This is a genomic window from Pararhodobacter sp., assembly GCF_034676075.1.
GTDB lineage: Bacteria > Pseudomonadota > Alphaproteobacteria > Rhodobacterales > Rhodobacteraceae > Pararhodobacter.
The window spans coordinates 1-18,678 of the sequence record NZ_JAUCCQ010000038.1 but is presented as its reverse complement, the minus strand read 5'-3'; the positions used below and the strand labels follow the sequence as shown (position 1 = coordinate 18,678).

Sequence of the window (18,678 nt, the reverse complement as noted above, 5' to 3'; positions counted from 1 at the left end):
AGGCACCTCAGGTCAAAAGCGGCAGGGCCAGCGCCAGCGCGAGGGCGAAGGCAACGGCGAGGAGGAGGGCGGCGCGCAGGGCGTGGGGCGGTTTGTGGCCGCCGGTCGGTGAGCCGGTCGTGGGTGGCTCGATGAACTGCGCGTCGGGATCGACGGGGCGGGGGCGGGGCGGGATCATGCGCTCACCTCGGCGGCGTGCAGCGGCCAGTAGCAGGGCTGAGGCACGCCGTTGCGGCGCCAGGTGCCGCGCAGGATCAGCCCGGCAGCGGCAAGCTGGGCGAGGCGCACGCGGGCCTCGCAAACGGTCAGGCTGGCCGATCCCTGCCGCCGGAAATAGGCGCCCAGCCGGTAGGCGGTGGTGGGCTGATCCGGGCGCCGCGGCTCGGCCGAGGTCCACCAGCAGCGGCCGGTCGCGGGGGTGCGGGCCATGACGCGCACCGCCTGCAGGATCTCGGAATCGGCGGGCGGGTGAGAGGCGGCGACAAAGGCACGCCCGGCGTCGGTCACCTGCCACAGCAGCCGCCCGCCCTCGGCCCGGCCCTGCCGCGCGGCGAGGCCCCATTCGGCCAGCCGGGCCAGCTGCGATGTCAGCGTGCCGCTTTCGAGGCCGCCGCCGATCACCCGCCGCAGGTCGGCGGCAAAGATCGGCCCGGGCGCCTGCGCCAGCGCTGCGAGGGTCGAGCGCATCCGCGGTTGCATCCGCTCGGCAGCGAGCGTGCGCGGCAGCGGGGGCGGTGCCGGGGGCAGGGCGGCCGGGGCTGCGACCGGCGGCGGCGCCTCGGGCGCAAGGCCGATGGCACCCGCCAGCCTGAGCGAGGGCGGCGCGGCCAGCGAGACGCCATGCCGGCCGACGAAAGCGTGCGCGGTCATGGCTGGCCTCCGCTCATAAAATCGAGGGCGCGCTCGATGAAAAGCAGGCCGCCAGCAACAGAAGCCAAGGTCACACTGAAATGGCTGAAGTCGCCGTGGGTCGCGAACTTGTAGGCTTGGAGCAGGAAGTCGATGCCTGCCCAGCCAAAGATCAGCGCGCCAATGAACCTGCCGACAAGCCGGATCATAGCTTGCCTCCGCCCGCCAAGAACTTTTGCGCGGCGGCCTTGTCCTGGGGTTGGCCGCTGAAAAGCAGCCAGCGCGCCGCCTGGCGCCGGGTGGCGGGGGCGAGCGTGGCGTCAGCCATCGCCCTGCGGCGGGCGACCAGCGGGGCCGCGCCGGGCAGGCCGGTCAGAGCGCCGTGGCCAGCGGGGGTGCGGAGGGCGTCGGCGATCAGGCCCGGGCGGGCGTCGCGCGGCGATGCAAGACTGTGGGTCGTGGTCATGGTGTCCTCAGCGGGGAGTGGCGATGCGGCCGCGCCAGGCGTCAAAATCGGTGCGCAGGGCGGCGAAGCGGGATGCGGCGGCGGGGTCGGTATCGAGCTGGCGGCGGCTGTCGATCCGGCACTGGCGCCGCAGGTATTCGGCGGCGGCGGATGCAGTGGCCTGCCCGGTCGGCAGGTCGATCCGCTGGGCAACAAAGCGCTGAAACCGCGCGTCGTTGCAGAGGATGCCAGCCGCGCGGGCGAGTGCGGTCATGCAGCCCCCCTGTCCACGTAGGGGGCGGTGCGGGCCTCGATCTCGGCGCGTTTCAGGGCGACACCGGCGATGATCCCGTCGAGAGCGGCGAGGCCGAGGTCGGTATTGTCGGGGGCGTCATGCATCCGCATGCGCCCGAGGTGCGCGCGGATCGCCGCCCCAAATGCCTGGGCGTTGGCCGGGGTAGTGCGGATCTCGTTCAGGTCCGCAATCAGCCGGTCCAGATCTTCGAGCTTCCCGAGGTCGTGGTGCAGCCCGGCAATCCGCGCGGGGGTCAGCTTGTCGGTCATGCCGCGGCCCCCCGCTTGCTGTCGATCAGCGCCACGAAAGCGGCGACGGTGGTCAGGGCCTCGGCTTCGGCGTCGGAAATCTCGATGCCGAATTCTTCCTCGGCTCCAAGGATCACCTCGAACCGGTCGAGGCTGTCGGGGATCGCCTCGACAATCCGGCTGTCGGGCTCGATCAGCACCGGCCCGCCGCCGGTCCCGTCCAGGATCACGTCGCGCAGGCGGGTGAAGGTATCGGCGGTCATGCCTGCACCTCGACCCATTGCGCCAGACGGGCAGCGATGGCTTTGCGCTCACGGGTCAGGGCGCCCCGGGCACCTTCGAAGGCGGCGCCCCCAAGGCGCTCCAGAAGATCGGTCGAATAGGTCTTGTTGCTGAGGGCGAGGGCGACGCTTTCCGGCAGCGTCTGCGGATAGGTCTTGTCGCGGGTGAAGATGAGCGGCGCGAGGGACGGCGCGCGTGCGACGATGAACTTGCCCAACTCTTTCCGCGCTACCGCTACATCGTCCTGGTCAATCCTCGCGAGCAAATCCTCGACCTGCTGCAGCGCGCGAAGGTCGGTGACAAGCTGGTCCGCTTGCTGGCGCGACAGGCGAGTGGCAGGGGGCGGGGGTGCAGCGTGGCGGAACATCACGCAGCACCTTTCGCGGTGCTGGCCAAGCGGCGGGCGGCGGCGGCGCGGCGCATGGCGACCCAGCGCACCCGGCGTTGCAGGGGGTTGGTCAGGTCGGCCATCCGGTCGATGACGGTCGAGGCGGGGGATTGTCGGTAGGGCATGGGGTGGGCTCCTGTTCGCTAGGTAGCGGGAAACTTGCCCAAGGGAAAAGTTGCTGTCAAGAAGAAACTTGCCAGTTAGAAAAGTTTTGGGGTAGACCTTGTCTGGTCGTGCTGCTGGGCGCGCAACGAAAAAGCCCCGCGCATGGCGGGGCAGGAGGATCAGTAATGTCGGTACGTCAGAAGGAAGATCGCCCGCCCTTCACCCAGGAACAGGCGGCCTGGATAAGGGCGGAGATCGCGCGGGTGACGCCCGTCAAGATCAGCGTCAAGCATTATCCTGGAGTGCAGATCGCGGTAGTCTCACCCCAGAGCTGAGCTGCGCTCAGACTGACTTCGGCCGATCGAACGGGATGACTTCGCCAGTGTTGGTTTGCGCCTCGGCAAACCTCTTCCGTATCGTCTCGAGATCAAAGAAATGAATGGCACCGCACCAGCCACAGCTAACTCGGGCCGCCGGCGCCATAGTCACCTTCACATTCTGCCCGCCCGTTATGTCCCAGATCTGCATGACAAGTTGCTTGTTGAGCGTCAGCGCCTCGTTGCATCTTGGGCAATGGCCTCCATCGAATAGTGCAGGTAAGGCCCTGATAAACCAGTTGAAAAGATCATCAGATAGATACATCGGCATCGGGTCACGCTCCACAGCTGTAGCGGTATTCGTAAAGGCCCACCTGCAGACGCGTGCCTTCGGTGATCGTGCAGCCGCGCCCGGGCTGGGCGAGGAAGGAGGCGGCGGCAGCGCGGAAATCGGCCTCGTCATCGCCGACTGGGCCGGAAAGGCCCAAAGTTGCGCCTTGCGCAAAACCATTGCCGAAGGCCCGTCCTGGCGATGCACTGATGACCAGTTGCTCAAGCTCCCGGTTGTCCATGATGCGCCACGAAAGGTTGTCGAATTCGTGGTATTCCGCTCGGACGTCGCCGTAGGTTTCCACGACATGGCTGAATGATCCGCAGCCGGTCAGCGCCAAAGCCGCGCAGATAGTCAGATACTTGGTCATACTGGTTCCTCCGCTAACGCTGTCTCAGGTCGTGCTGCCCCGCATCAGCCCGACAATCGGCCCCTGAATTCGCACGCTGGCCTCGGGAATCGGGCGTTCGGTCGGGTCATCACTGACCAGAAAGGGCGGCAGGAAGCGCAGGATCCTGGTCTCCACGATATCACCGTCGAGCACCGCCCCCTGAACAATGTCCCCGGGTCTGGCGGCGGTGCGCATGTCGATCACCAACAGATCGCCTGCCCGGATGTCGAAGCCCGGCGCACCGGAATTCACCTTGACCATGGCGCGGCTGCGCACATGCGGCGCGATGATCGCGTCAAGCGTGGTCTCGCTTGCCACGCGCGGCGGCATAAAGGGTGTGACCTGTTCGGACAGGCCCTGCGGCATGTCGGCGCCCAGCAGCTCGGCCGGGTCAATGCCGGTCAGTTCCGCGATTCGCCGAAGGATTTCCGTGGATGCCGACTTTTTGCCGGTGGCGATGTTCGACAGGTGGCTTTCGTTGATTTCGAGTTGTTCTGCCAGGCGCCGCTGGCGCCCGCGTTCGGCTTGAAGGTATCGGCGCAGCGCTGAGGTCATGGCGGCAGTGATCCCACGGCGCGGGGCGCCGATCCATAATCCGACAGAAAAGCATGTCCCACGGAAAAGTTTACCGTTGACAGTGGAAAAGTTTCTGTGAGACAAGTTTCGCCATGTTGCGAGAGTTCATCAGTCAGTCGGGCGAAAGCCAAAGGACCTGGGCAAGCCGGTTCGGCATTACCGAGGGTCATCTGTCGTCGCTGATGAGTGGGCGGAAGGGAATTTCCGGCCAGCTCGCCCTGCGGATCGACCGGATGACCGAGGGCGCCGTGCCGTTTTCGTCGTGGTTCGAAGACCAGACGGATGAACAAACCCCCTCCGACGCTGCCTGAAAGGAAGCTCATGACCCGTTCCCCGTTTCCTCGCGCCGTCCAGCCCGGCGACATCGACGGCGCCCCGGTGCGCCTGGTGTCTTCGTGCCAGAGCCCGGCGCGGCCCGCCTCTCAAAACCGTGGATTTGCACCGCTCGACGGCCGAGGCCGCCATCGCGAGGCGGGGCGCCCGCTGCCGATGTCCGGCACCCGCGCCTGGCGCGAGGGCTTCCCGCGCGTCTGGCAGTTGTTCCTGCGCGATCATTTCGGGGGCGACCCCGAGGTGATCGCCGCGGCCTTCGAGGTCCGCCCCCAGACCGCCCGCAACTGGCTGGAGGCGCTGCATTGCCCCAACGGCTGGGTGGTCAGCTGGGCCATGATGCGCTGGCGGGCCGAGATCGCCGCCGCCGCCCTGCGGCTGGGGGTGCGGTGATGGTGGGCGATGATCACGAGCGGGTTGTGGCCGCCACCACTGCCGCCCGCGCGGCGTTGTTCGAGGCGCTGGCCGAACCGGACAGCGACGGCGACGCGAGCCTCGATGAGGTCGAGGTTGCTGCGGCCGTTGCCGCGCTGGCCGTGATGGTGACGCGGGTCATGAGCCTGCACCCCACCTGGATCATCGCCATGATCGCCGAGGGTCTGCTGGACGCCGACAATCCGGTGCCGGACGCGGCCGAGGTCGAGGTCCGGGGCATGGTGTCCTGATGCCCGCCCCCCTGACCGATCCCCGTTGCCGCGCGCCCGCGCAGATGGTGCTGCAGGGGCTGTCCCATGGCTCGCTCAGCCGCGACGTGCTGGCGCTGCTGATCGACCGGGATCGCACGGCGGCCGAGCTGGTGCGCGAGATCTACGGGCGAGAGTATGGCGGCAGTCAGCAACTGGCCCTGTCCAATGTGGTGCGCTGGTTGCGGCGGGATCTGGCCAGCGTCGGCCTGGTGCTGGAGATCGAGGGGAAGGGCGCCGCCGGCCTGTGGCGGCTGTGCCTGATCGACCCCAAGGCCCCGGCCGCGCCGGTCGCCGCCCCAGCCCAGCCGCGCCCCCTGCGCCATGCCGCGCGCCGGGTCGATCTGGACCTGTCGTCCGTTACCGCCCCCGAGTTCCATGCCGCGCGGCTCGCCGCCGCCGTGGCCGATCTGCGCCCGGGTCAGCTGCTGGTCTATCACTGCTCGGCTGACCAGCCTGCCGCCTGGGTTCGGCGGGCCGCGGCCGAGGTCGCGCGGCAGACGGGCATGGCGCTGCGCCAGTGGCCCGAGGATCCGGTGCGGGTGGCCTACCACCGTCGCTGGTCGCTGGCCATCGAGTGCCCGGCCCGCAGTCGCCCGGGCGCTGTGGCAAAAACTCTTGGCGGGGTGGCGCGATGATCGCCGCTCGTCCTTCGGCCTCTGCCGCCTGCCGCCGGGGCCTGTCCCGCGCGGCGGGCCACCTGCCGGGCGGTCGCGGGGACGGCCGCCCGGCCTTTTCCATCCCATGCGGCGCTGCCCACCTCCTCCTCCCGGGGCAGGGCCGAGCAGTTCCCCCGGCGCCATCCTCCTCCCGGCGCCGGGGGAACGACGATCAATCCAGTAGCGGGGTTCGCCATGTTCAACCGTTTCTTCGATATTCCGCCCTTCGCGATCATGTCGCGCGGGCTCTTGTTGTCCGCTTCCCTGACCGCGCGCTCGGAATTCATGCGCCCGATCTCGATCAGCCGCGGCCGGTCGCGTCGGTCGATGACCGCGGCACAGCAAAAGCGTGCCTCGGCGAAGATCAGGGCGCGCAAGCGGGCGCGGCGTCTCGGGCACGCATGACCCTTTCCTCGGGTTGGGAACCGGGAACCCGGGCGCGGCGGGGCCTCCGCGCATTCTTCCTGTTGGACTGCCCCGGCGGCGCCGCTGCCGCCGGGGGCTTTTCGCCGCCCTTTGGCCAGCGCCTGCGTGACGCTGCCCTGAGCGCGGCGGACATGCTCGGCGGGTATCGCGGCCTGTCGCAACCAGCACCGAACCTGACCGCCAGCGCTTTGCGAGAAGACGCGGGTTCGGCGAAACGGGGGCTGTCCCGGCCCAGAGCGCGGATCACCGCGCGGGGGTGCTTTGCGCTTTTTGCAAATTCCACAACCGGAGGACGGCGCGATGAATGACGCGACGATGAACCTTGACGGGGCCGAGACCGCGCCCGGCGCCACGCGCATGCGCGAGACGGACGCCGACCGCGAGGTTCGGGCGCGCGCCTATGACGTGACCGCCGAGGAACTGCGCTCTTTCGTCGAGCGGATCGAGGCGCAGAACCTGCGGATCGCCGAAGAGGCTGACGTGCGCAAGGAGGTCTTTGCCGAGGCGAAGGGCCGCGGCTACGACACCAAGGCCCTGCGCAAGATCGTCGCCCTGCGGAAGCGAAAGCCCGATGAGATCGCCGAAGAAGAGGCCGTGCTGGACCTCTACAAAGCCGCGTTGGGGATGGCGTGATGTCGGACTTCTGGGCCAGCCTAACCGACAACCCCGTGGTGCGCTTCGGCGTGCAGGTCTCGGCCGTGCCGGGCATCGTCTCGGGTCAGGTCTATCTGGCCACGGCCTATTCCAAGCGTGTGCTGACTGGCGGTCAGTTCAGCGTCGGTCGGTCCCGCATCGTGGCCGATGCGGCCGCGGCTATCCAGATGAACCTGGCGCGCAAGGGCGTTACCGCGGTCTCGCCCATCGTGCAGGCGCATCAGATGCTGGTGGCCGGGATCGGGGTGCCGGAACTGCTGCACGAATGGGCGCTCGACGCCGCCTTTTGGACCCGCTGGTGCGCGCCGATGCTCGACGCCTCGACCTGGGTCTATGTGCCCGACCTGCCGGGCTGGCGCGAGAGCGACGGCATCCGGCACGAGGTCACCCACGCCCTGCGCCGCAACAAGCCGGTGCTGATCGGGGGGCAGGCATGACCATTCTCTGGCTCTATGTCATCCAGACCGCGACCGGCCCGCAGGCGCTGGCCACCACCACCGACCCGCGCGCCTGCCAGATCATCGCCGACGCCATCCTGACCCTCTATCAGATCGCGGGCGTCTGCGTCCGCGTCGTGCCGGGGGTGGCGTCGTGACCGCCCCCTCGTCCAAAGGCCTGTTCCTGGCCACCAAGCCCAAGCCTGCCCTGGGCGCGCCCCTCATTGTGGATCTGCCGCGGCAGGATGCGCCGCGTGAGGTCCGCGACCCGCTCGATTTCGACCCGACCCCGCCTGACGCGACCGAGGCTTTCCTGTCGGTCGAGCGCGACTTCATCCTCGCCCATGGGCGCAGGGTCTGGGAAACCGCTGTCGGCGCCGGGCATATCGCGGGCGTCCTGGCAGCGCATGGATTCGAGGTCATCGGCAGCGATGTCGTGGACCGCGGCTTTCCGGGCGTGATCCTGCGCAGCTTCTTCGACTTCGAGACGGCCCCCGCGCCGATCCAGATTACCAACCCGCCCTACAGCGAGATCAACGCCAAGCATGGGCACGGCCGCTGGCTTCGCCACGCGCTGGGGCTCAGGCCCGGATACCTCGCCATGTTGCTCAATGCCGATTGGGCAGCCGCCCGCATCAATGGACTCGATGCGCTCTTTGCCGAGTTCCCGCCGACCCTCGAATATCTCTGCTGCTGGAAGATCGACTTCCGCGGCGGGGGGTCGCCGCCGCAGCGGAATTCCTGGTTCCTCTGGGACATCAACCGCCCGCCCATGGGGCCGAACACCTGGCCCCGCCGCCGCCTCTACCGCGATGCGCCGGACCCGAGACAGGAGACGCTGCTGTGACCGCCATCACCGAACGCGATTTCCGGGCGCACCTCGCTTGGTCGCAGAACCCCGAGATCCGCGGCTGCTGGAAGCCGGGCGATGATCTGACCTTGGCTGAGGCGCTGGCGACCGGCAGGGGCCTTGCCGTCGCCGCCGCCACCCTGGGCCGCAGCGAAGCCGCGTGCCGCCACCGCTGGGATCAGCTCTATCCCGAGGCCGTGCGCGGCATCCGGTTTCAGGAGGTCCTGCTGGCCACGCTGCGCGAGCGGGCAGGGGGTCGGGCATGAGCGCGCCGCGACCGTTCTTCTCCTACTACGGCGCAAAATGGGCCTCTGCCAGGCACTATGGCGCCCCGCGCCGTGACCTCGTTGTCGAGCCCTTCGCGGGGTCGGCCTGCTACTCGACCCGCTGGGGCGCGCGCAATGTCCGCCTGTATGACGTGTCGCCAGACATCTGCGACCTTTGGGATTTTCTTATTCATTCCAGCGAGCGCGACATTTCGGTGATCCCGGACGCGTTTGAGAGCGCTGACGAGTTTCTGAGCCTGCCTCGCGGGCCGCGTCTGCTTTGTGGGTTCTGGGTGGCGAAGGGGCGGGCGGAGCCGTCCGGGGTGCTTTCACCCTGGTACTTCCAGTACCGCAACGCGCAGGATTGCCGCGTTTGGGGGCCGTCCGTCAAGGCGCGGATAATCGCTCAGAAGCCTGCAATTTCTGGGTGGTCCATCGACTGCCTGCCGTGGGATCGGGTGCCGCTGGTCGAGGCTCATTGGCACATCGACCCGCCCTATAGCAACGCCGCGGGAGCGCGCTATCCGCATTCTGACATCGACTTCGCCGCGCTTGCCGATTGGTGCCGCAACCTGCCGGGCCATGTCGATGTGTGCGAAAATGAGGGGGCCGATTGGCTGCCGTTCCGCGCGTCACATGAGATCGTCACCTCGCGCGGCCGCCGAACCGGTGCAGTCAGCCGCGAGGTGCTTTGGAGCAGGGAGTGTGCTGCATGACGCCCAACGCGAACCCGCTGCAGGTGGTCGATGCCGGGTCCCTGCCCGAATACCCGATCCCGCGGGATCAGCGCCTGCCGACGCATTACTTCTTCCCCCTCCAGTTCAATCGCTGGCTCAACTCGGGGCTGCACCTCAAGGGCTCCTACGAGGTGCAGGGCGTGGCCATCGCGCTCTTCTGCCTGGCCCAGAACCAGAGCCCGGTCGGCACCCTGCCGCATGACGATGTGCTGCTGGCCCGCCTGCTGCGGGTCGAGGAATCGAAGTGGCGCGACCTATGCCGCGCGACCGTCTCGCCCCTGCACGGCTGGGAGCTGTGCCATGCCGATGGCGAGGTCCGGTGGATGCATCACGTGGTGCTGGAGGTGATCGAGGACGCGCTGGCCCGGCGCGAGGCGCGCAGCCTCTCGGCCCAGTCGCGGGCGCGCGAAAAGCGGATCGAGCGCATGGTCAAGGCGTTCCGGGACATGAAGGCGCCCGAGGCGCTGTTGCGCGACACCGTGGCGCTGGAGGCGATCGAGGACTACCTGGAAAAGACCTGTCGCGGCAACCGGACGCTGGCGGTCTACACGCGCGCGCTGCACTGGGCGGGCACCTCGGGCGTGCTGAACGGGGGTTACGGGAAAACAAGGGCTTAGCGGGGTTTCTGTCGCAACTCTGTCGCAATCTGTCGCACCGACAGAACCACGACACTCCGGCCAGAATTGCGACTGTCCTGCATACAACACAAGCACAAGCACAAGCACAGACACAGAAGACGGATCCGGCGATCAACCAGACGGCGCGACTGTGGATAACTCGGGATAGGCTGAGAAAAGGGGGCGGTGATGGAAGCAGAAGACCAAAAGGCGGGAGAGCGCAGGGTGCGGGCGTTGCTGGTGGGCCCGCTGGTCAGGCGGGGCCTGGGCAAGCCCGCGCATTTGACCAAGGATCAGTTCGAGGCGATGCAGGAGGACCTGTGCCAGCGGCTCGCCTACATGGCGCCGGACATGCTGGCCGCGCTGGAGGAACACGCCGCGGCCAGCCCCTCGGGCAAGGACAAGGACCGGTTCCCGATTGGCAATCAGATCCTCGAATGGGCGGCGCAGTTCCAGCCGCCCGAGGAAAGCGCCTCGCCCCTGATGCGGGCGGTCTTCGCGCATCGCCTCGGGCGCGATGCCATGGCCGAGGGCTGGGCGCCGGAACTGCTGTTCCACCTGCGCCGGGTCCGCCGCTGGCCGGGCGCGTTCGAGATCCGCAAGATGACCGAGGAAGGGCGGGCGCTGGCCACGCGCCTTGCCGACATCGAGATGCGGCTGGCCCGGGATGGCGAGGTGCGCAACGACGAGGCCGAATTCCGCGCCCGCCGGCGCGCCGCTCTGGAGCGCTGCGCCGCGATCAGCGCCGCGGTGGCCGCATGATGCCGCGCCCCCTGTCGATCGGTGACCGCCTGCCGCCGGCCTCGGGCCGTGTCGCCTTGTTCGAGCCCGGCCCCGCGGGCTGGTATGCCCTGCGCGTGGCGCCCCAGCGTGAGGGCTGGGTCGAGGCGCGTATCGCCCTCTTCGGCGTCCGGGGCTTCCACCCGGTGCTAACCCGCACCGTGGTCCGCAAAGGCGTGCGCAAGCGCCTGGTGCAGCGCTACCTGCCCGGCTACGTCTTCGCCCGCTTTCCGGGCTGGCCGGTCATCCACGAGGTGCTGGCCGTCCCGCATGTGCTTGGCGCGCTCACAGTGCAATCGGGTGACTGGGCGATGATCGCCCCCGAGGATCTGCGCTCGCTCTACCACATGCGGCTGGTCGATGGTGAGATCAGGAACGCCGAAAAGGAGCAGGCCGCCCGGCGCAAGGCTGCGCGCGCACTGACGCCCGGCGGCGGCGTTCTCTTCAAGGCCGGACCTTTCGTCGGCCTGCCCTGCGAGGTGGTCGAGATCAGGGGAGAGGGCGAGGTCAAGGTCCGCCTCAACATCTTCGGCGCGCATCAGGTCATCAAGGCGCAGGCCTCAGACCTGGTTCCGATGCGCAAGGCCAGTTGACACGGGCGGCGCCTCTGGCGTAGCGTCTCGACCCATAGCCTTACGGCACCGGAACCCACACCTGAAAGACGGTGCATCGCCCGGTGACCTGGTGGGCGGCGCGGATCGGTTCGAACGCCGATCCAGCGAAGCTCGGAATGCGCCCTGCGGAAACGCGGGGCGTTTGTCGTTCTAGGGGTATGGCGCGTATCCGCATGCTTCGCGACAACATCCAGCGGCTACCGCTGGCGGCGAGGCACCTGTCCTTCGATCCGGCCCTGTCCGAGCGCATGCGCGAAGAGCGCAGGCCTGACCGGGCGCAGTACGGGACGGTGGCCTGGCAGCGGCTGCGGTGGGCGATCCTCGTGCGCGATGACTTCACCTGCCAACTTTGCGGCTACCAGCATGACCTGGCGCGGCTGTGCCGCGAGATGAAGGCGATAGGGCGCGAGGATCTGATCAAGGGCAAGGCCCCGAACCTGGTCGCCGACCATCGGCTGGCCCACCGGGGCGACATGACGCTGTTCTGGGATGAGGGCAACCTGCAGTGCCTGTGTCGTCGCTGCCACGACACGGTCAAGCAGCGCGAGGAGAGATCAGGTGCGACTTAAGGCACGTTGGTACTGGGAGCAGCGGAGCGGGTGGGTAATACTCTCGCGCCGCATCAGCCTCGTGCTCGACCTGCGCCGCTTTCTTGTCGGCGTCGTCCGCTACAATGGAGGCTACATGCTGGAGGCCCACCTCGGGCCGCTGGCGATGCGCATCCATTTCGACGGCGACAGCGAGAATGCGACGACGTAGCTGGGCCGAGCGATCGGGTGCAGGACCCGCGACCGGCGGCGCACCTTACCCTCTGACTTGGTCGGGCCGACCCGCGCCGGTCCCCCACCCCCCCGCCGACAGGGGGGGGTAGGGGGGTCCCTTCCTCCGACCCCCCTCCGACCCCCGACCGGACCGCCCCTACATTCGGAGATTTTTTTCTTGGGCGATGATGTTTTCGACCTGTTCGGCAACCCGGTTCGGTCTGGCAAAGGTCGTAAGGGTCGCCCGGCGTTTGAGGTCACCGAAAGAAATCGCAACAAAGTCAAGCTGTTGCTGGCGCTCGGCTGGGCGAATGACCGGATCGCGAACGCAATCGAGTGCTCGCTTGCGACGCTGAAGCGCCATTTTAGAGCCGAGCTCAAGGTGCGCGACCAGATGCGCGACAGGCTGGAAGCCGAGCGGATCATGCTGGTCGCCGAGCAGGCCGCCACCGGGAATGTCGGTGCGCATCGGGTGCTGGGCACGCTGATTGACCGCAACGACCGGATGGAGGCCGAGAGCGCGCTCAGTCAGCAGCCAAAGACCGACAAGGTAGGCAAGAAGGAAACCCGCGCCCATTCCGCCTTGGCTGCCGACGAAGCTCTGGAACAAGAGCTGAAGCAGGAGATACTGGGCATTGCCCGCCATCATTGACGGATTGCCTCGCTTCGCCTGCCCCGATTGGTGGGAAAAGCTGAAGGCGGGCGAGACGCCGATCGCCGAGATCCCGCTGAATGAGGACCGGGCCGCCCGGGTCACGGCCTTTTTCAACCGGCTCCGGCTGCCCGATGTGCCGGGAAACCCGCGCATGGCAGAGGCGTGCGGCGACTGGTTCCGCGACATCCTGGTGGCCTTCTTCGCCAGTGAAGACCCGGACACGATGCAGCCCCTTGTATGGGAACTGTTGTGCCTGGTGCCGAAGAAGAACAGCAAGAGCACCTATGCGGCAGGGCTCACGCTCACCGGGCTCTGGATGGAAGAGGCGCCAAACCGGCAGATGCTCCTGGTCGGCCCGACCAAGAACATCAGCCAGCGTTGCTTCGACCAAGCGCAGGGCATGGTGCGCCTCGACCCGGTTCTGAAGAACGCGTTCCATATCCAAGACCACGTAAAGAGGATCACGCGGCACAAGACCGGGACGGAGCTGGAGGTCAAAACCTTCGATACCGGGATCATCACGGGCGAGATCCCGGTACTGACCGTGATCGACGAGGTGCACGAGTTGGGTAAAGTCGCGAAGGCTGCGAAGGTGATGCAGCAGATCCGGGGCGGCGGCATCACCATGACCCGCGGCAAGCTGCTGATGATCACCACCCAGAGCGACGATGCGCCCGCCGGCATCTGGCGCACCGAGATCGACAAGGCCCGGAAGATCAGGGCGGGCGAAGCGGGGCCGAGCCCGATCATGCTGCCGGTGCTGTACGAGTATCCGCCCGAGCTGCAACGCAACGAGGGGTATTGGCGCAACCGGAAGAACTGGCGCTATGTCCTGCCCAACCTCGGCCTGTCGATCAACGAGCAGGCCCTGGTCGATGACTATGAGAACAACGGCAAGGTCAACCGGGCGGCCGAGCAGATCTGGGCAAGTCAGCATCTGAATATCGAGATCGGTGTGGGTCTCGCGGCGGGCTGGGTCGGGGCGCAGTATTGGGATGGCGCGGCGCTGCCCGGGCTGACCCTCGAAGTGCTGATCGAGCGCAGCGAAGTTGCCGTGATGGGCATTGATGGCGGCGGGCTCGATGATCTGTTCGGCGTGGCCGTCATCGGTCGGTGTCGTGAAACCGGGGAATGGCTGCATTGGGCGAAGGCCTGGGCGCACCCGGATGTATTGGAAGAGCGCAAGGAAATCGCGCCCCGTCTGCTGGACTTCAAGGAGGCGGGCGACCTGGAACTTCTCGAAGACGAGGACGTCAGCGGGGACGTGGACGGGGTGGCAAAGATCGCCAAGCAGCTCCTGGAGGCCGGGCTTCTGCCTGACGAAAACGCCATCGGGACGGACACCACCAACCTTGCCGCGATCCAGCACGCGCTGTTCTCGGCCGGGATCACCTACGAACAGCTTGTGACCATCGGGCAGGACTGGCGGCTGTCGCCCGCCTGGTGGGGCATGGAACGCAAGCTGAAACAGAAGACGTTCCGCCACGGCGGCCAGCCGCTCATGGCCTGGTCGGTCGGGAACGCGAAACCGGAAATCAAGGGATCGGCGATGCGCATTACCAAGGAAGTCGCGGGCAAGGCCAAGATCGACCCTCTGGTCGCGACCGCCGATGCTTTCATGCTGATGGTCCGCGACCCCGTCGCCTCGACCGTCGAAGAATTCGTCTATAGCGGGATGTGAGCGGTGGGGCTTCTGGACATGTTCCGCGGCGGGCGTGGTGCTGATGAAGCCGCTGCCCGGGTCGAGCCTTCGTTGACGGCCGGATCGGACAGCGCCTTTTCGAGCCCCACGCAATGGTCGAATGGCTTTGTGACCGGTGGCGCCGTTCGTTCTGGCGTCCGGGTCGATGAAGCGTCGGTTATCGGACTTCCGGGGACCATTCAGGCGCTGCGGATCCTCACCGGCGTCTTCGCGATGGCGCCGATGATCTATTACCGCCGCACCGCGACCGGTCGCGAACGCGCCGAGGATTCGGCGCTTTACCGGCTGCTGCATGATGCGCCGAACAGCCACCAATCGGCCTTCGCCTTTCGCGAGCTGATGATGGGCGACATCCTCTTGGCCGGGGAGTTCAACGCCTATGTGAGCCGTGATCGCATGGGCCAGCCGAAGGCCCTGACCCGACTCAAGCCCGGGACCTGCATTCCGGCAGTTCACTTCGATCCGGCAGAGGGCGAAACCCTGTTCTTCGATGCGACCCTGCCGAACAATGTTTCCGGCCGGTTCGCTTCCCGCGATATCCTGAGGGTGGTGGGGTTCTCGCGCGACGGCATCGCCGGGCTGAGCCCGCTTCGGTTTGCGCGTGAGGCCCTGGGCGGTGCCATCGCTACCGATCGACACGCGCAACGCTTCTGGGCGACCGGCGGTCGGGTGAACACATACCTCCGGGGCAAGGGCCGGATCACTCCCGCCGACAAAGACGCGATGCGCCGCGACTGGGAAAGGCTCCATGGCGGCCAGGATGGCAGCAGCACCGCCGTTCTCGATCAGGACGTGACGGCCGAAGTTCTGACCGCCGACCTGCAGAAACAGCAGTTCCTGGAGACGCGACAGTTCAACATTGGCGACCTCGCCCGGATCTGGGGTGTCCCGCCGCATCTGATCTTCGAGCTGTCGCGGTCCACGAACAACAACATCGAGCAGCAATCGCTGGAGTTCGTGCTCTACCACCTCGGGCCGCACTTCGCCCGGGTGGACGCCGCCACGACGCGCCAGTTCGCCGAGGAAGGCCACTACTTCGAGCATCTGACGGATGCCCTGGTAAAGGGCGACCTCAAGAGCCGGATGGAGGCTTATTGGCTCCAGCGCCAGATGGGCATGGTCAACGGCAACGAACTGCGCCAGCGCGACAACCTTTCCACGATCGAGGGAGCGGCAGGCAGCGCCTATTGGCGTCCGGCGACAATGGTGGACGCGGACGCGCCAAGCGCCGCGCCGAATGGACAGGGGTAACCCATGCACGACGACCTGAACCGTCTGCTGGCCGCGATCCGCGCCCAGCCCTGGGCGATCATGCCCGAGTATCTGGCCGCGATCGAGGCCATCGCCCTGCGCGCCTTCGAGGCGGGCGCGCTGGCGGATGTCGCTGCGGATGGCCATCAAGACCGGCTCGCGCAGTCGCTGGAGGCGGTGGCGGCGGTCGGGCTGCGGCTGGAGGGCACCATGGGCGCGACGCAGCGCGATGGCGCCGCCGTGGTTCCGGTTCTGGGGCCGATCTTCCCGCGGGCAAACATGATGAACTCCAGCGCCGGCGGCACCTCGCTTGCGAATGTCATGCACGACCTGCGCGCAGCCGAGGCCAACGCCAGCGTCGAACGGATCGTCATGTTCTACGACAGCCCCGGTGGGGTCGTTTCCGGGCTCGCCGAGGCCGCCGAGGGCATCCGCAGCCTGTCGAAGCCGGTCACCGCGTTCGTCACCGGCAGCGCGGCGTCGGCGGCCTATTGGCTGGCGAGCCAGGCGGGCGAGATCGTCATGGACGCATCGGCCATGGTCGGCAGCCTGGGCGTGATGATGTCGCTTTCCAAGCAGGTGCAGGCCGGTGCTGACGGCCGGATGGGCTACGAGATCGTGAGTTCGGGGGCGCCCTTCAAGCGCGCCGATCCCGAGACCGAAGAGGGCCGGGCCGTCCTGCAGGGCATGGTCGATGCCGCCGAGGCCGTCTTTTTCGCGGATGTCGCGCGCGGGCGCGGCGTCAGCGTGGCCACGGTTCGCAGCGAATTCGGGCGCGGGGGCATGGTCGCCGCGCGTCAGGCGGTCGAGGACGGCCTCGCCGACAGGATCGGCACGCTGGAAAGCGTGCTGAGCAAAGGCCGCCCCGCGGCCGGGAACAGGGCCGGTGCGCAGCGCGCGCGCTTGTCCGGGGAAGTGCAACAGCGGCGTCGCGCCGCGCAGTAAAGGAACGGACAATGGACCGTATCACGAAAATCCGGGCCCGCCGCGCGGTGATCCTGGACGAAATGGAAGCGATCACCAACGCGATCGCCGACGAAACCGGCATCACGGCCGAGCAGCAGGAGGCGTTCAACGCGCTGACGGCCGAGGACGACAAGCTGCAGGCCGAACTGAAGACGCTCGAAGACCTGGAGCGCCGCCGCGCGTCGCAGGCCGTTCCGGTCGGCGTGATCCAGACCCCCACCGCCCCGGTCGGTGGTCAGCCCTCGACCCCGGCTGCCGTCGCGCCGAAGGGCGTGACCTTCGCCCGGATGACGCGCTATCTGGCTGCGGCGCAGGGCAACGTCATTCAGGCGCATCAGATCGCCGAGGCCAACGGCGATTCCAGCCTGTTCGCCAACCAGAACATGAGCAACGCCGCGGCCGGTGGATACCTGGTGCCCGAAGCGGTCGCGGGCGAAATCATCGAGCTGCTGCGGCCCGCCAGCGTGGTGCGCTCGATGGGGCCGCGGGTGATCCCGCTGCCGAACGGCAACCTGACCACCAACCGCCGCGCGACGGGTGCCCAGTTCGGCTATGTCGGGGAGCAGCAGGATGTGCCGGCGTCGGGCCTGACCTTCGGGCAGATGAAGCTGTCGGCGAAGAAGTTCGCCGGCCTGGTGCCGATTTCCAACGATCTGCTGCGCTCGGCAAGCCAGGCGGTTGACCTGCTTGTGCGCGACGACATCGTCGAAGGCGCTGCGTCCGCCGAGGATCTGTATTTCCTCCGGGGCGCCGGCACGGAAAACACGCCGCTGGGTCTGCGCAACCAGCTGATCGGCACGGATTACGAGGCGCTCAACATCCTGACGATGACGGCAACGCCGGATCTGCAGAAGGTCGACAACGACCTGGGCCGTCTGGAGCTGGCGCTGATGAACCAGAACCTGGACCCCAGCGCCGCGCACTGGGTCATGTCGCCGCGCACCGCCATGTACCTGACCAACCTGCGGGATGGGAACGGCAACAAGGTCTATCCCGAGATGGGCGATGGCATGCTGCGCCGCAAGCCGGTCAAGGTCACCAACAACATCCCGCAGAACCTGGGCGGCGGGACCGAAACCGAAATCGGCCTGATCCACCCCTCGCATGTCGTGATCGGCGAGCAGGGCAGCATCTCGATCGCGACCTCGACCGAGGCCGCCTACAAGGATGCGAATGGCGTGATGCAGGCGGCCTTCAGCCGTGACGAGACGCTGATGCGCCTGACCATGCACCACGACATCGGGCTGCGGCACCTGCCCGCGGTGGCCTGGCTGGTCGGCGTCACCTGGGGCGCCTGACGCCCCGTCTGTGAGCTGACGCGGCGGATTTCGTCACCGCGTCTTTCTTCATCGACTGATCAAGGATCTTCATCATGACCACCCAAATCCGTTCGATCGGCGCGCTGGTCGCCGCCATGAACGCCGCAGGCCCCGCCGCGCTGACCGCTGGCGGGACCGGTGACAATTCGGCCGTGACCGGCGTCATCATCGACCGCGCCGCTCTGGGCTGGCCCATGTCGGGCGTCGTGGTGCTGCCCTACGTGGCCACCCTCGCCGCCGCGGCGACGCTTTCGGTCGTGGCGACCCTGCAGCACGGGGACGAGGATGACCTGGGCGATGCCGAAACCTATCTGGCGATCAGCACCGGGGTGCAAGCGACCGGCGGCGCCGGTGGCAGCACCGAACAGGGCGAGATCGAGGTCGATGTCAGCCTGGCGGCGGCCAAGCGCTACATCCGGCTCAACTTCACGCCCGATCTGTCCGCCGCGAACACCGACACCGCCCGCGTCGGCGCGGTGATCGTGGTCGCGGGCTCGAACAGGCTGCCGGTCTGATGGTCCGGGTTCGCATGCTGCGCCCGCACCTCAACCTGATGAAGGGTGAGGTAGCCGGGTTTCCGCCGGATCAGGCCGATGATCTGATCAAGCGAAATATCGCCGTGGCCTATGATCAGGCCGCCGAAGCCGCCCGCAAAGCTGAGCAGGAAGCCGCCGCCGAGGCTGCCCGCAAGGCCGAAGAGGAGGCCGCCGCTGCCGAGGCTGCCCGCAAGGCCGAAGAGGAGGC

Annotated in this window: 36 protein-coding genes; 24 read left to right on the top strand and 12 right to left on the bottom strand. The window is 67.6% G+C overall.

From position 1 onward, the window contains the following. Positions 1 to 7: 7 nt before the first annotated feature. From VDQ18_RS12240 to VDQ18_RS12200, 9 genes are read right to left on the bottom strand one after another with little or no spacing between them, the layout of a single operon-like run. Positions 8 to 178 (bottom strand): hypothetical protein, encoded by a 171-nt coding sequence (locus VDQ18_RS12240; RefSeq protein WP_323021219.1) that lies wholly within the window; start codon positions 176 to 178, stop codon positions 8 to 10. After that, positions 175 to 870: a hypothetical protein gene (locus tag VDQ18_RS12235; protein ID WP_323021218.1), complete on the bottom strand. Its 696-nt coding sequence runs from the start codon at positions 868 to 870 to the stop codon at positions 175 to 177. Before VDQ18_RS12235 ends, VDQ18_RS12240 begins: the two co-directional genes overlap by 4 nt. Continuing rightward, positions 867 to 1,058, bottom strand: coding sequence for a hypothetical protein (locus VDQ18_RS12230; RefSeq protein ID WP_323021217.1), 192 nt, complete (start codon positions 1,056 to 1,058; stop codon positions 867 to 869). The genes VDQ18_RS12235 and VDQ18_RS12230 overlap by 4 nt, the downstream gene beginning before the upstream one ends. Then, positions 1,055 to 1,315, bottom strand: coding sequence for a hypothetical protein (locus VDQ18_RS12225; protein WP_323021216.1), 261 nt, complete (start codon positions 1,313 to 1,315; stop codon positions 1,055 to 1,057). The genes VDQ18_RS12230 and VDQ18_RS12225 overlap by 4 nt, the downstream gene beginning before the upstream one ends. Positions 1,316 to 1,322: 7 nt before the next feature. After that, positions 1,323 to 1,568: a hypothetical protein gene (locus VDQ18_RS12220; protein ID WP_323021215.1), complete on the bottom strand. Its 246-nt coding sequence runs from the start codon at positions 1,566 to 1,568 to the stop codon at positions 1,323 to 1,325. Further along, positions 1,565 to 1,858 (bottom strand): hypothetical protein, encoded by a 294-nt coding sequence (locus tag VDQ18_RS12215; RefSeq protein ID WP_323021214.1) that lies wholly within the window; start codon positions 1,856 to 1,858, stop codon positions 1,565 to 1,567. The genes VDQ18_RS12220 and VDQ18_RS12215 overlap by 4 nt, the downstream gene beginning before the upstream one ends. Next, a complete protein-coding gene (locus VDQ18_RS12210) occupies positions 1,855 to 2,100 on the bottom strand; it encodes an acyl carrier protein (RefSeq protein WP_323021213.1) in 246 nt (81 codons plus the stop codon). The genes VDQ18_RS12215 and VDQ18_RS12210 overlap by 4 nt, the downstream gene beginning before the upstream one ends. Further along, positions 2,097 to 2,486: a hypothetical protein gene (locus VDQ18_RS12205; protein WP_323021212.1), complete on the bottom strand. Its 390-nt coding sequence runs from the start codon at positions 2,484 to 2,486 to the stop codon at positions 2,097 to 2,099. Before VDQ18_RS12205 ends, VDQ18_RS12210 begins: the two co-directional genes overlap by 4 nt. Then, positions 2,486 to 2,632, bottom strand: coding sequence for a hypothetical protein (locus tag VDQ18_RS12200; RefSeq protein WP_323021211.1), 147 nt, complete (start codon positions 2,630 to 2,632; stop codon positions 2,486 to 2,488). Before VDQ18_RS12200 ends, VDQ18_RS12205 begins: the two co-directional genes overlap by 1 nt. A 165-nt stretch (positions 2,633 to 2,797) precedes the next feature. On the opposite strand from VDQ18_RS12200, the gene VDQ18_RS12195 reads away from it, so the two are divergent. Continuing rightward, complete coding sequence (locus tag VDQ18_RS12195) at positions 2,798 to 2,947, top strand: hypothetical protein (protein WP_323021210.1); 150 nt, start codon at positions 2,798 to 2,800, stop codon at positions 2,945 to 2,947. Positions 2,948 to 2,954: 7 nt separating this feature from the next. Here VDQ18_RS12195 and VDQ18_RS12190 read toward each other — a convergent pair whose 3' ends face one another. From VDQ18_RS12190 to VDQ18_RS12180, 3 genes are read right to left on the bottom strand one after another with little or no spacing between them, the layout of a single operon-like run. Then, a complete protein-coding gene (locus tag VDQ18_RS12190) occupies positions 2,955 to 3,260 on the bottom strand; it encodes a hypothetical protein (RefSeq protein ID WP_323021209.1) in 306 nt (101 codons plus the stop codon). 4 nt (positions 3,261 to 3,264) lie between these two features. Then, the gene (locus tag VDQ18_RS12185) at positions 3,265 to 3,630 is read right to left on the bottom strand and encodes a hypothetical protein (protein WP_323021208.1); all 366 of its coding nucleotides are present in this window, start codon (positions 3,628 to 3,630) and stop codon (positions 3,265 to 3,267) included. A 24-nt stretch (positions 3,631 to 3,654) separates the two neighbouring features. After that, positions 3,655 to 4,206, bottom strand: a complete 552-nt coding sequence (locus VDQ18_RS12180; protein WP_323021207.1) for a helix-turn-helix domain-containing protein — start codon at positions 4,204 to 4,206, stop codon at positions 3,655 to 3,657. A 113-nt stretch (positions 4,207 to 4,319) separates the two neighbouring features. On the opposite strand from VDQ18_RS12180, the gene VDQ18_RS12175 reads away from it, so the two are divergent. The 23 genes from VDQ18_RS12175 to VDQ18_RS12065 all read left to right on the top strand — a co-directional run. Further along, positions 4,320 to 4,538: a hypothetical protein gene (locus tag VDQ18_RS12175; protein ID WP_323021206.1), complete on the top strand. Its 219-nt coding sequence runs from the start codon at positions 4,320 to 4,322 to the stop codon at positions 4,536 to 4,538. A 10-nt stretch (positions 4,539 to 4,548) separates the two neighbouring features. After that, positions 4,549 to 4,950: a hypothetical protein gene (locus VDQ18_RS12170; RefSeq protein ID WP_323021205.1), complete on the top strand. Its 402-nt coding sequence runs from the start codon at positions 4,549 to 4,551 to the stop codon at positions 4,948 to 4,950. Next, complete coding sequence (locus VDQ18_RS12165) at positions 4,950 to 5,222, top strand: hypothetical protein (RefSeq protein WP_323021204.1); 273 nt, start codon at positions 4,950 to 4,952, stop codon at positions 5,220 to 5,222. The genes VDQ18_RS12170 and VDQ18_RS12165 overlap by 1 nt, the downstream gene beginning before the upstream one ends. Continuing rightward, positions 5,222 to 5,878 (top strand): hypothetical protein, encoded by a 657-nt coding sequence (locus tag VDQ18_RS12160; RefSeq protein ID WP_323021203.1) that lies wholly within the window; start codon positions 5,222 to 5,224, stop codon positions 5,876 to 5,878. Before VDQ18_RS12165 ends, VDQ18_RS12160 begins: the two co-directional genes overlap by 1 nt. A gap of 216 nt (positions 5,879 to 6,094) precedes the next feature. Further along, positions 6,095 to 6,304, top strand: coding sequence for a hypothetical protein (locus VDQ18_RS12155; RefSeq protein WP_323021202.1), 210 nt, complete (start codon positions 6,095 to 6,097; stop codon positions 6,302 to 6,304). 321 nt (positions 6,305 to 6,625) lie between these two features. After that, positions 6,626 to 6,958 carry a DUF2312 domain-containing protein gene (locus VDQ18_RS12150; RefSeq protein WP_323021201.1) on the top strand — a complete coding sequence of 111 codons (333 nt, stop codon included), beginning with the start codon at positions 6,626 to 6,628 and terminating at the stop codon, positions 6,956 to 6,958. Next, the gene (locus VDQ18_RS12145) at positions 6,958 to 7,416 is read left to right on the top strand and encodes a DUF1937 family protein (protein ID WP_323021200.1); all 459 of its coding nucleotides are present in this window, start codon (positions 6,958 to 6,960) and stop codon (positions 7,414 to 7,416) included. Before VDQ18_RS12150 ends, VDQ18_RS12145 begins: the two co-directional genes overlap by 1 nt. Beyond that, on the top strand, positions 7,413 to 7,574 hold the full coding sequence (locus VDQ18_RS12140) for a hypothetical protein (protein ID WP_323021199.1): 162 nt from the start codon (positions 7,413 to 7,415) through the stop codon (positions 7,572 to 7,574). The genes VDQ18_RS12145 and VDQ18_RS12140 overlap by 4 nt, the downstream gene beginning before the upstream one ends. Then, a complete protein-coding gene (locus VDQ18_RS12135) occupies positions 7,571 to 8,263 on the top strand; it encodes a hypothetical protein (RefSeq protein WP_323021198.1) in 693 nt (230 codons plus the stop codon). Before VDQ18_RS12140 ends, VDQ18_RS12135 begins: the two co-directional genes overlap by 4 nt. After that, a complete protein-coding gene (locus tag VDQ18_RS12130; protein ID WP_323021197.1) occupies positions 8,260 to 8,532 on the top strand; it encodes a hypothetical protein in 273 nt (90 codons plus the stop codon). Before VDQ18_RS12135 ends, VDQ18_RS12130 begins: the two co-directional genes overlap by 4 nt. Beyond that, the gene (locus VDQ18_RS12125; RefSeq protein ID WP_323021196.1) at positions 8,529 to 9,248 is read left to right on the top strand and encodes a hypothetical protein; all 720 of its coding nucleotides are present in this window, start codon (positions 8,529 to 8,531) and stop codon (positions 9,246 to 9,248) included. The genes VDQ18_RS12130 and VDQ18_RS12125 overlap by 4 nt, the downstream gene beginning before the upstream one ends. Further along, positions 9,245 to 9,886: a hypothetical protein gene (locus VDQ18_RS12120; RefSeq protein WP_323021195.1), complete on the top strand. Its 642-nt coding sequence runs from the start codon at positions 9,245 to 9,247 to the stop codon at positions 9,884 to 9,886. The genes VDQ18_RS12125 and VDQ18_RS12120 overlap by 4 nt, the downstream gene beginning before the upstream one ends. Positions 9,887 to 10,075: 189 nt before the next feature. Next, positions 10,076 to 10,648, top strand: a complete 573-nt coding sequence (locus tag VDQ18_RS12115; protein ID WP_323021194.1) for a hypothetical protein — start codon at positions 10,076 to 10,078, stop codon at positions 10,646 to 10,648. Then, positions 10,645 to 11,259 carry a transcription termination/antitermination protein NusG gene (gene nusG / locus VDQ18_RS12110; RefSeq protein WP_323021193.1) on the top strand — a complete coding sequence of 205 codons (615 nt, stop codon included), beginning with the start codon at positions 10,645 to 10,647 and terminating at the stop codon, positions 11,257 to 11,259. Before VDQ18_RS12115 ends, nusG begins: the two co-directional genes overlap by 4 nt. A gap of 194 nt (positions 11,260 to 11,453) precedes the next feature. Further along, on the top strand, positions 11,454 to 11,849 hold the full coding sequence (locus tag VDQ18_RS12105; RefSeq protein ID WP_323021192.1) for an HNH endonuclease signature motif containing protein: 396 nt from the start codon (positions 11,454 to 11,456) through the stop codon (positions 11,847 to 11,849). After that, positions 11,839 to 12,039 carry a hypothetical protein gene (locus VDQ18_RS12100; RefSeq protein WP_323021191.1) on the top strand — a complete coding sequence of 67 codons (201 nt, stop codon included), beginning with the start codon at positions 11,839 to 11,841 and terminating at the stop codon, positions 12,037 to 12,039. The genes VDQ18_RS12105 and VDQ18_RS12100 overlap by 11 nt, the downstream gene beginning before the upstream one ends. A 180-nt stretch (positions 12,040 to 12,219) precedes the next feature. Beyond that, complete coding sequence (locus VDQ18_RS12095) at positions 12,220 to 12,693, top strand: hypothetical protein (RefSeq protein ID WP_323021190.1); 474 nt, start codon at positions 12,220 to 12,222, stop codon at positions 12,691 to 12,693. Then, entirely contained in the window at positions 12,677 to 14,377 is a 1,701-nt protein-coding gene (locus VDQ18_RS12090) for a terminase large subunit domain-containing protein (protein WP_323021189.1), read from the top strand. The genes VDQ18_RS12095 and VDQ18_RS12090 overlap by 17 nt, the downstream gene beginning before the upstream one ends. A 3-nt stretch (positions 14,378 to 14,380) precedes the next feature. Beyond that, positions 14,381 to 15,649 carry a phage portal protein gene (locus VDQ18_RS12085; protein ID WP_323021188.1) on the top strand — a complete coding sequence of 423 codons (1,269 nt, stop codon included), beginning with the start codon at positions 14,381 to 14,383 and terminating at the stop codon, positions 15,647 to 15,649. A 3-nt stretch (positions 15,650 to 15,652) separates the two neighbouring features. Continuing rightward, positions 15,653 to 16,594: a S49 family peptidase gene (locus VDQ18_RS12080; RefSeq protein ID WP_323021187.1), complete on the top strand. Its 942-nt coding sequence runs from the start codon at positions 15,653 to 15,655 to the stop codon at positions 16,592 to 16,594. 11 nt (positions 16,595 to 16,605) lie between these two features. Beyond that, entirely contained in the window at positions 16,606 to 17,913 is a 1,308-nt protein-coding gene (locus tag VDQ18_RS12075; RefSeq protein ID WP_323021186.1) for a phage major capsid protein, read from the top strand. A 74-nt stretch (positions 17,914 to 17,987) separates the two neighbouring features. Further along, a complete protein-coding gene (locus tag VDQ18_RS12070; RefSeq protein WP_323021185.1) occupies positions 17,988 to 18,449 on the top strand; it encodes a hypothetical protein in 462 nt (153 codons plus the stop codon). After that, positions 18,449 to 18,678: hypothetical protein (locus tag VDQ18_RS12065; RefSeq protein ID WP_323021184.1), on the top strand; the 230-nt coding region annotated here is incomplete at its 3' end. The genes VDQ18_RS12070 and VDQ18_RS12065, both read left to right, overlap by 1 nt.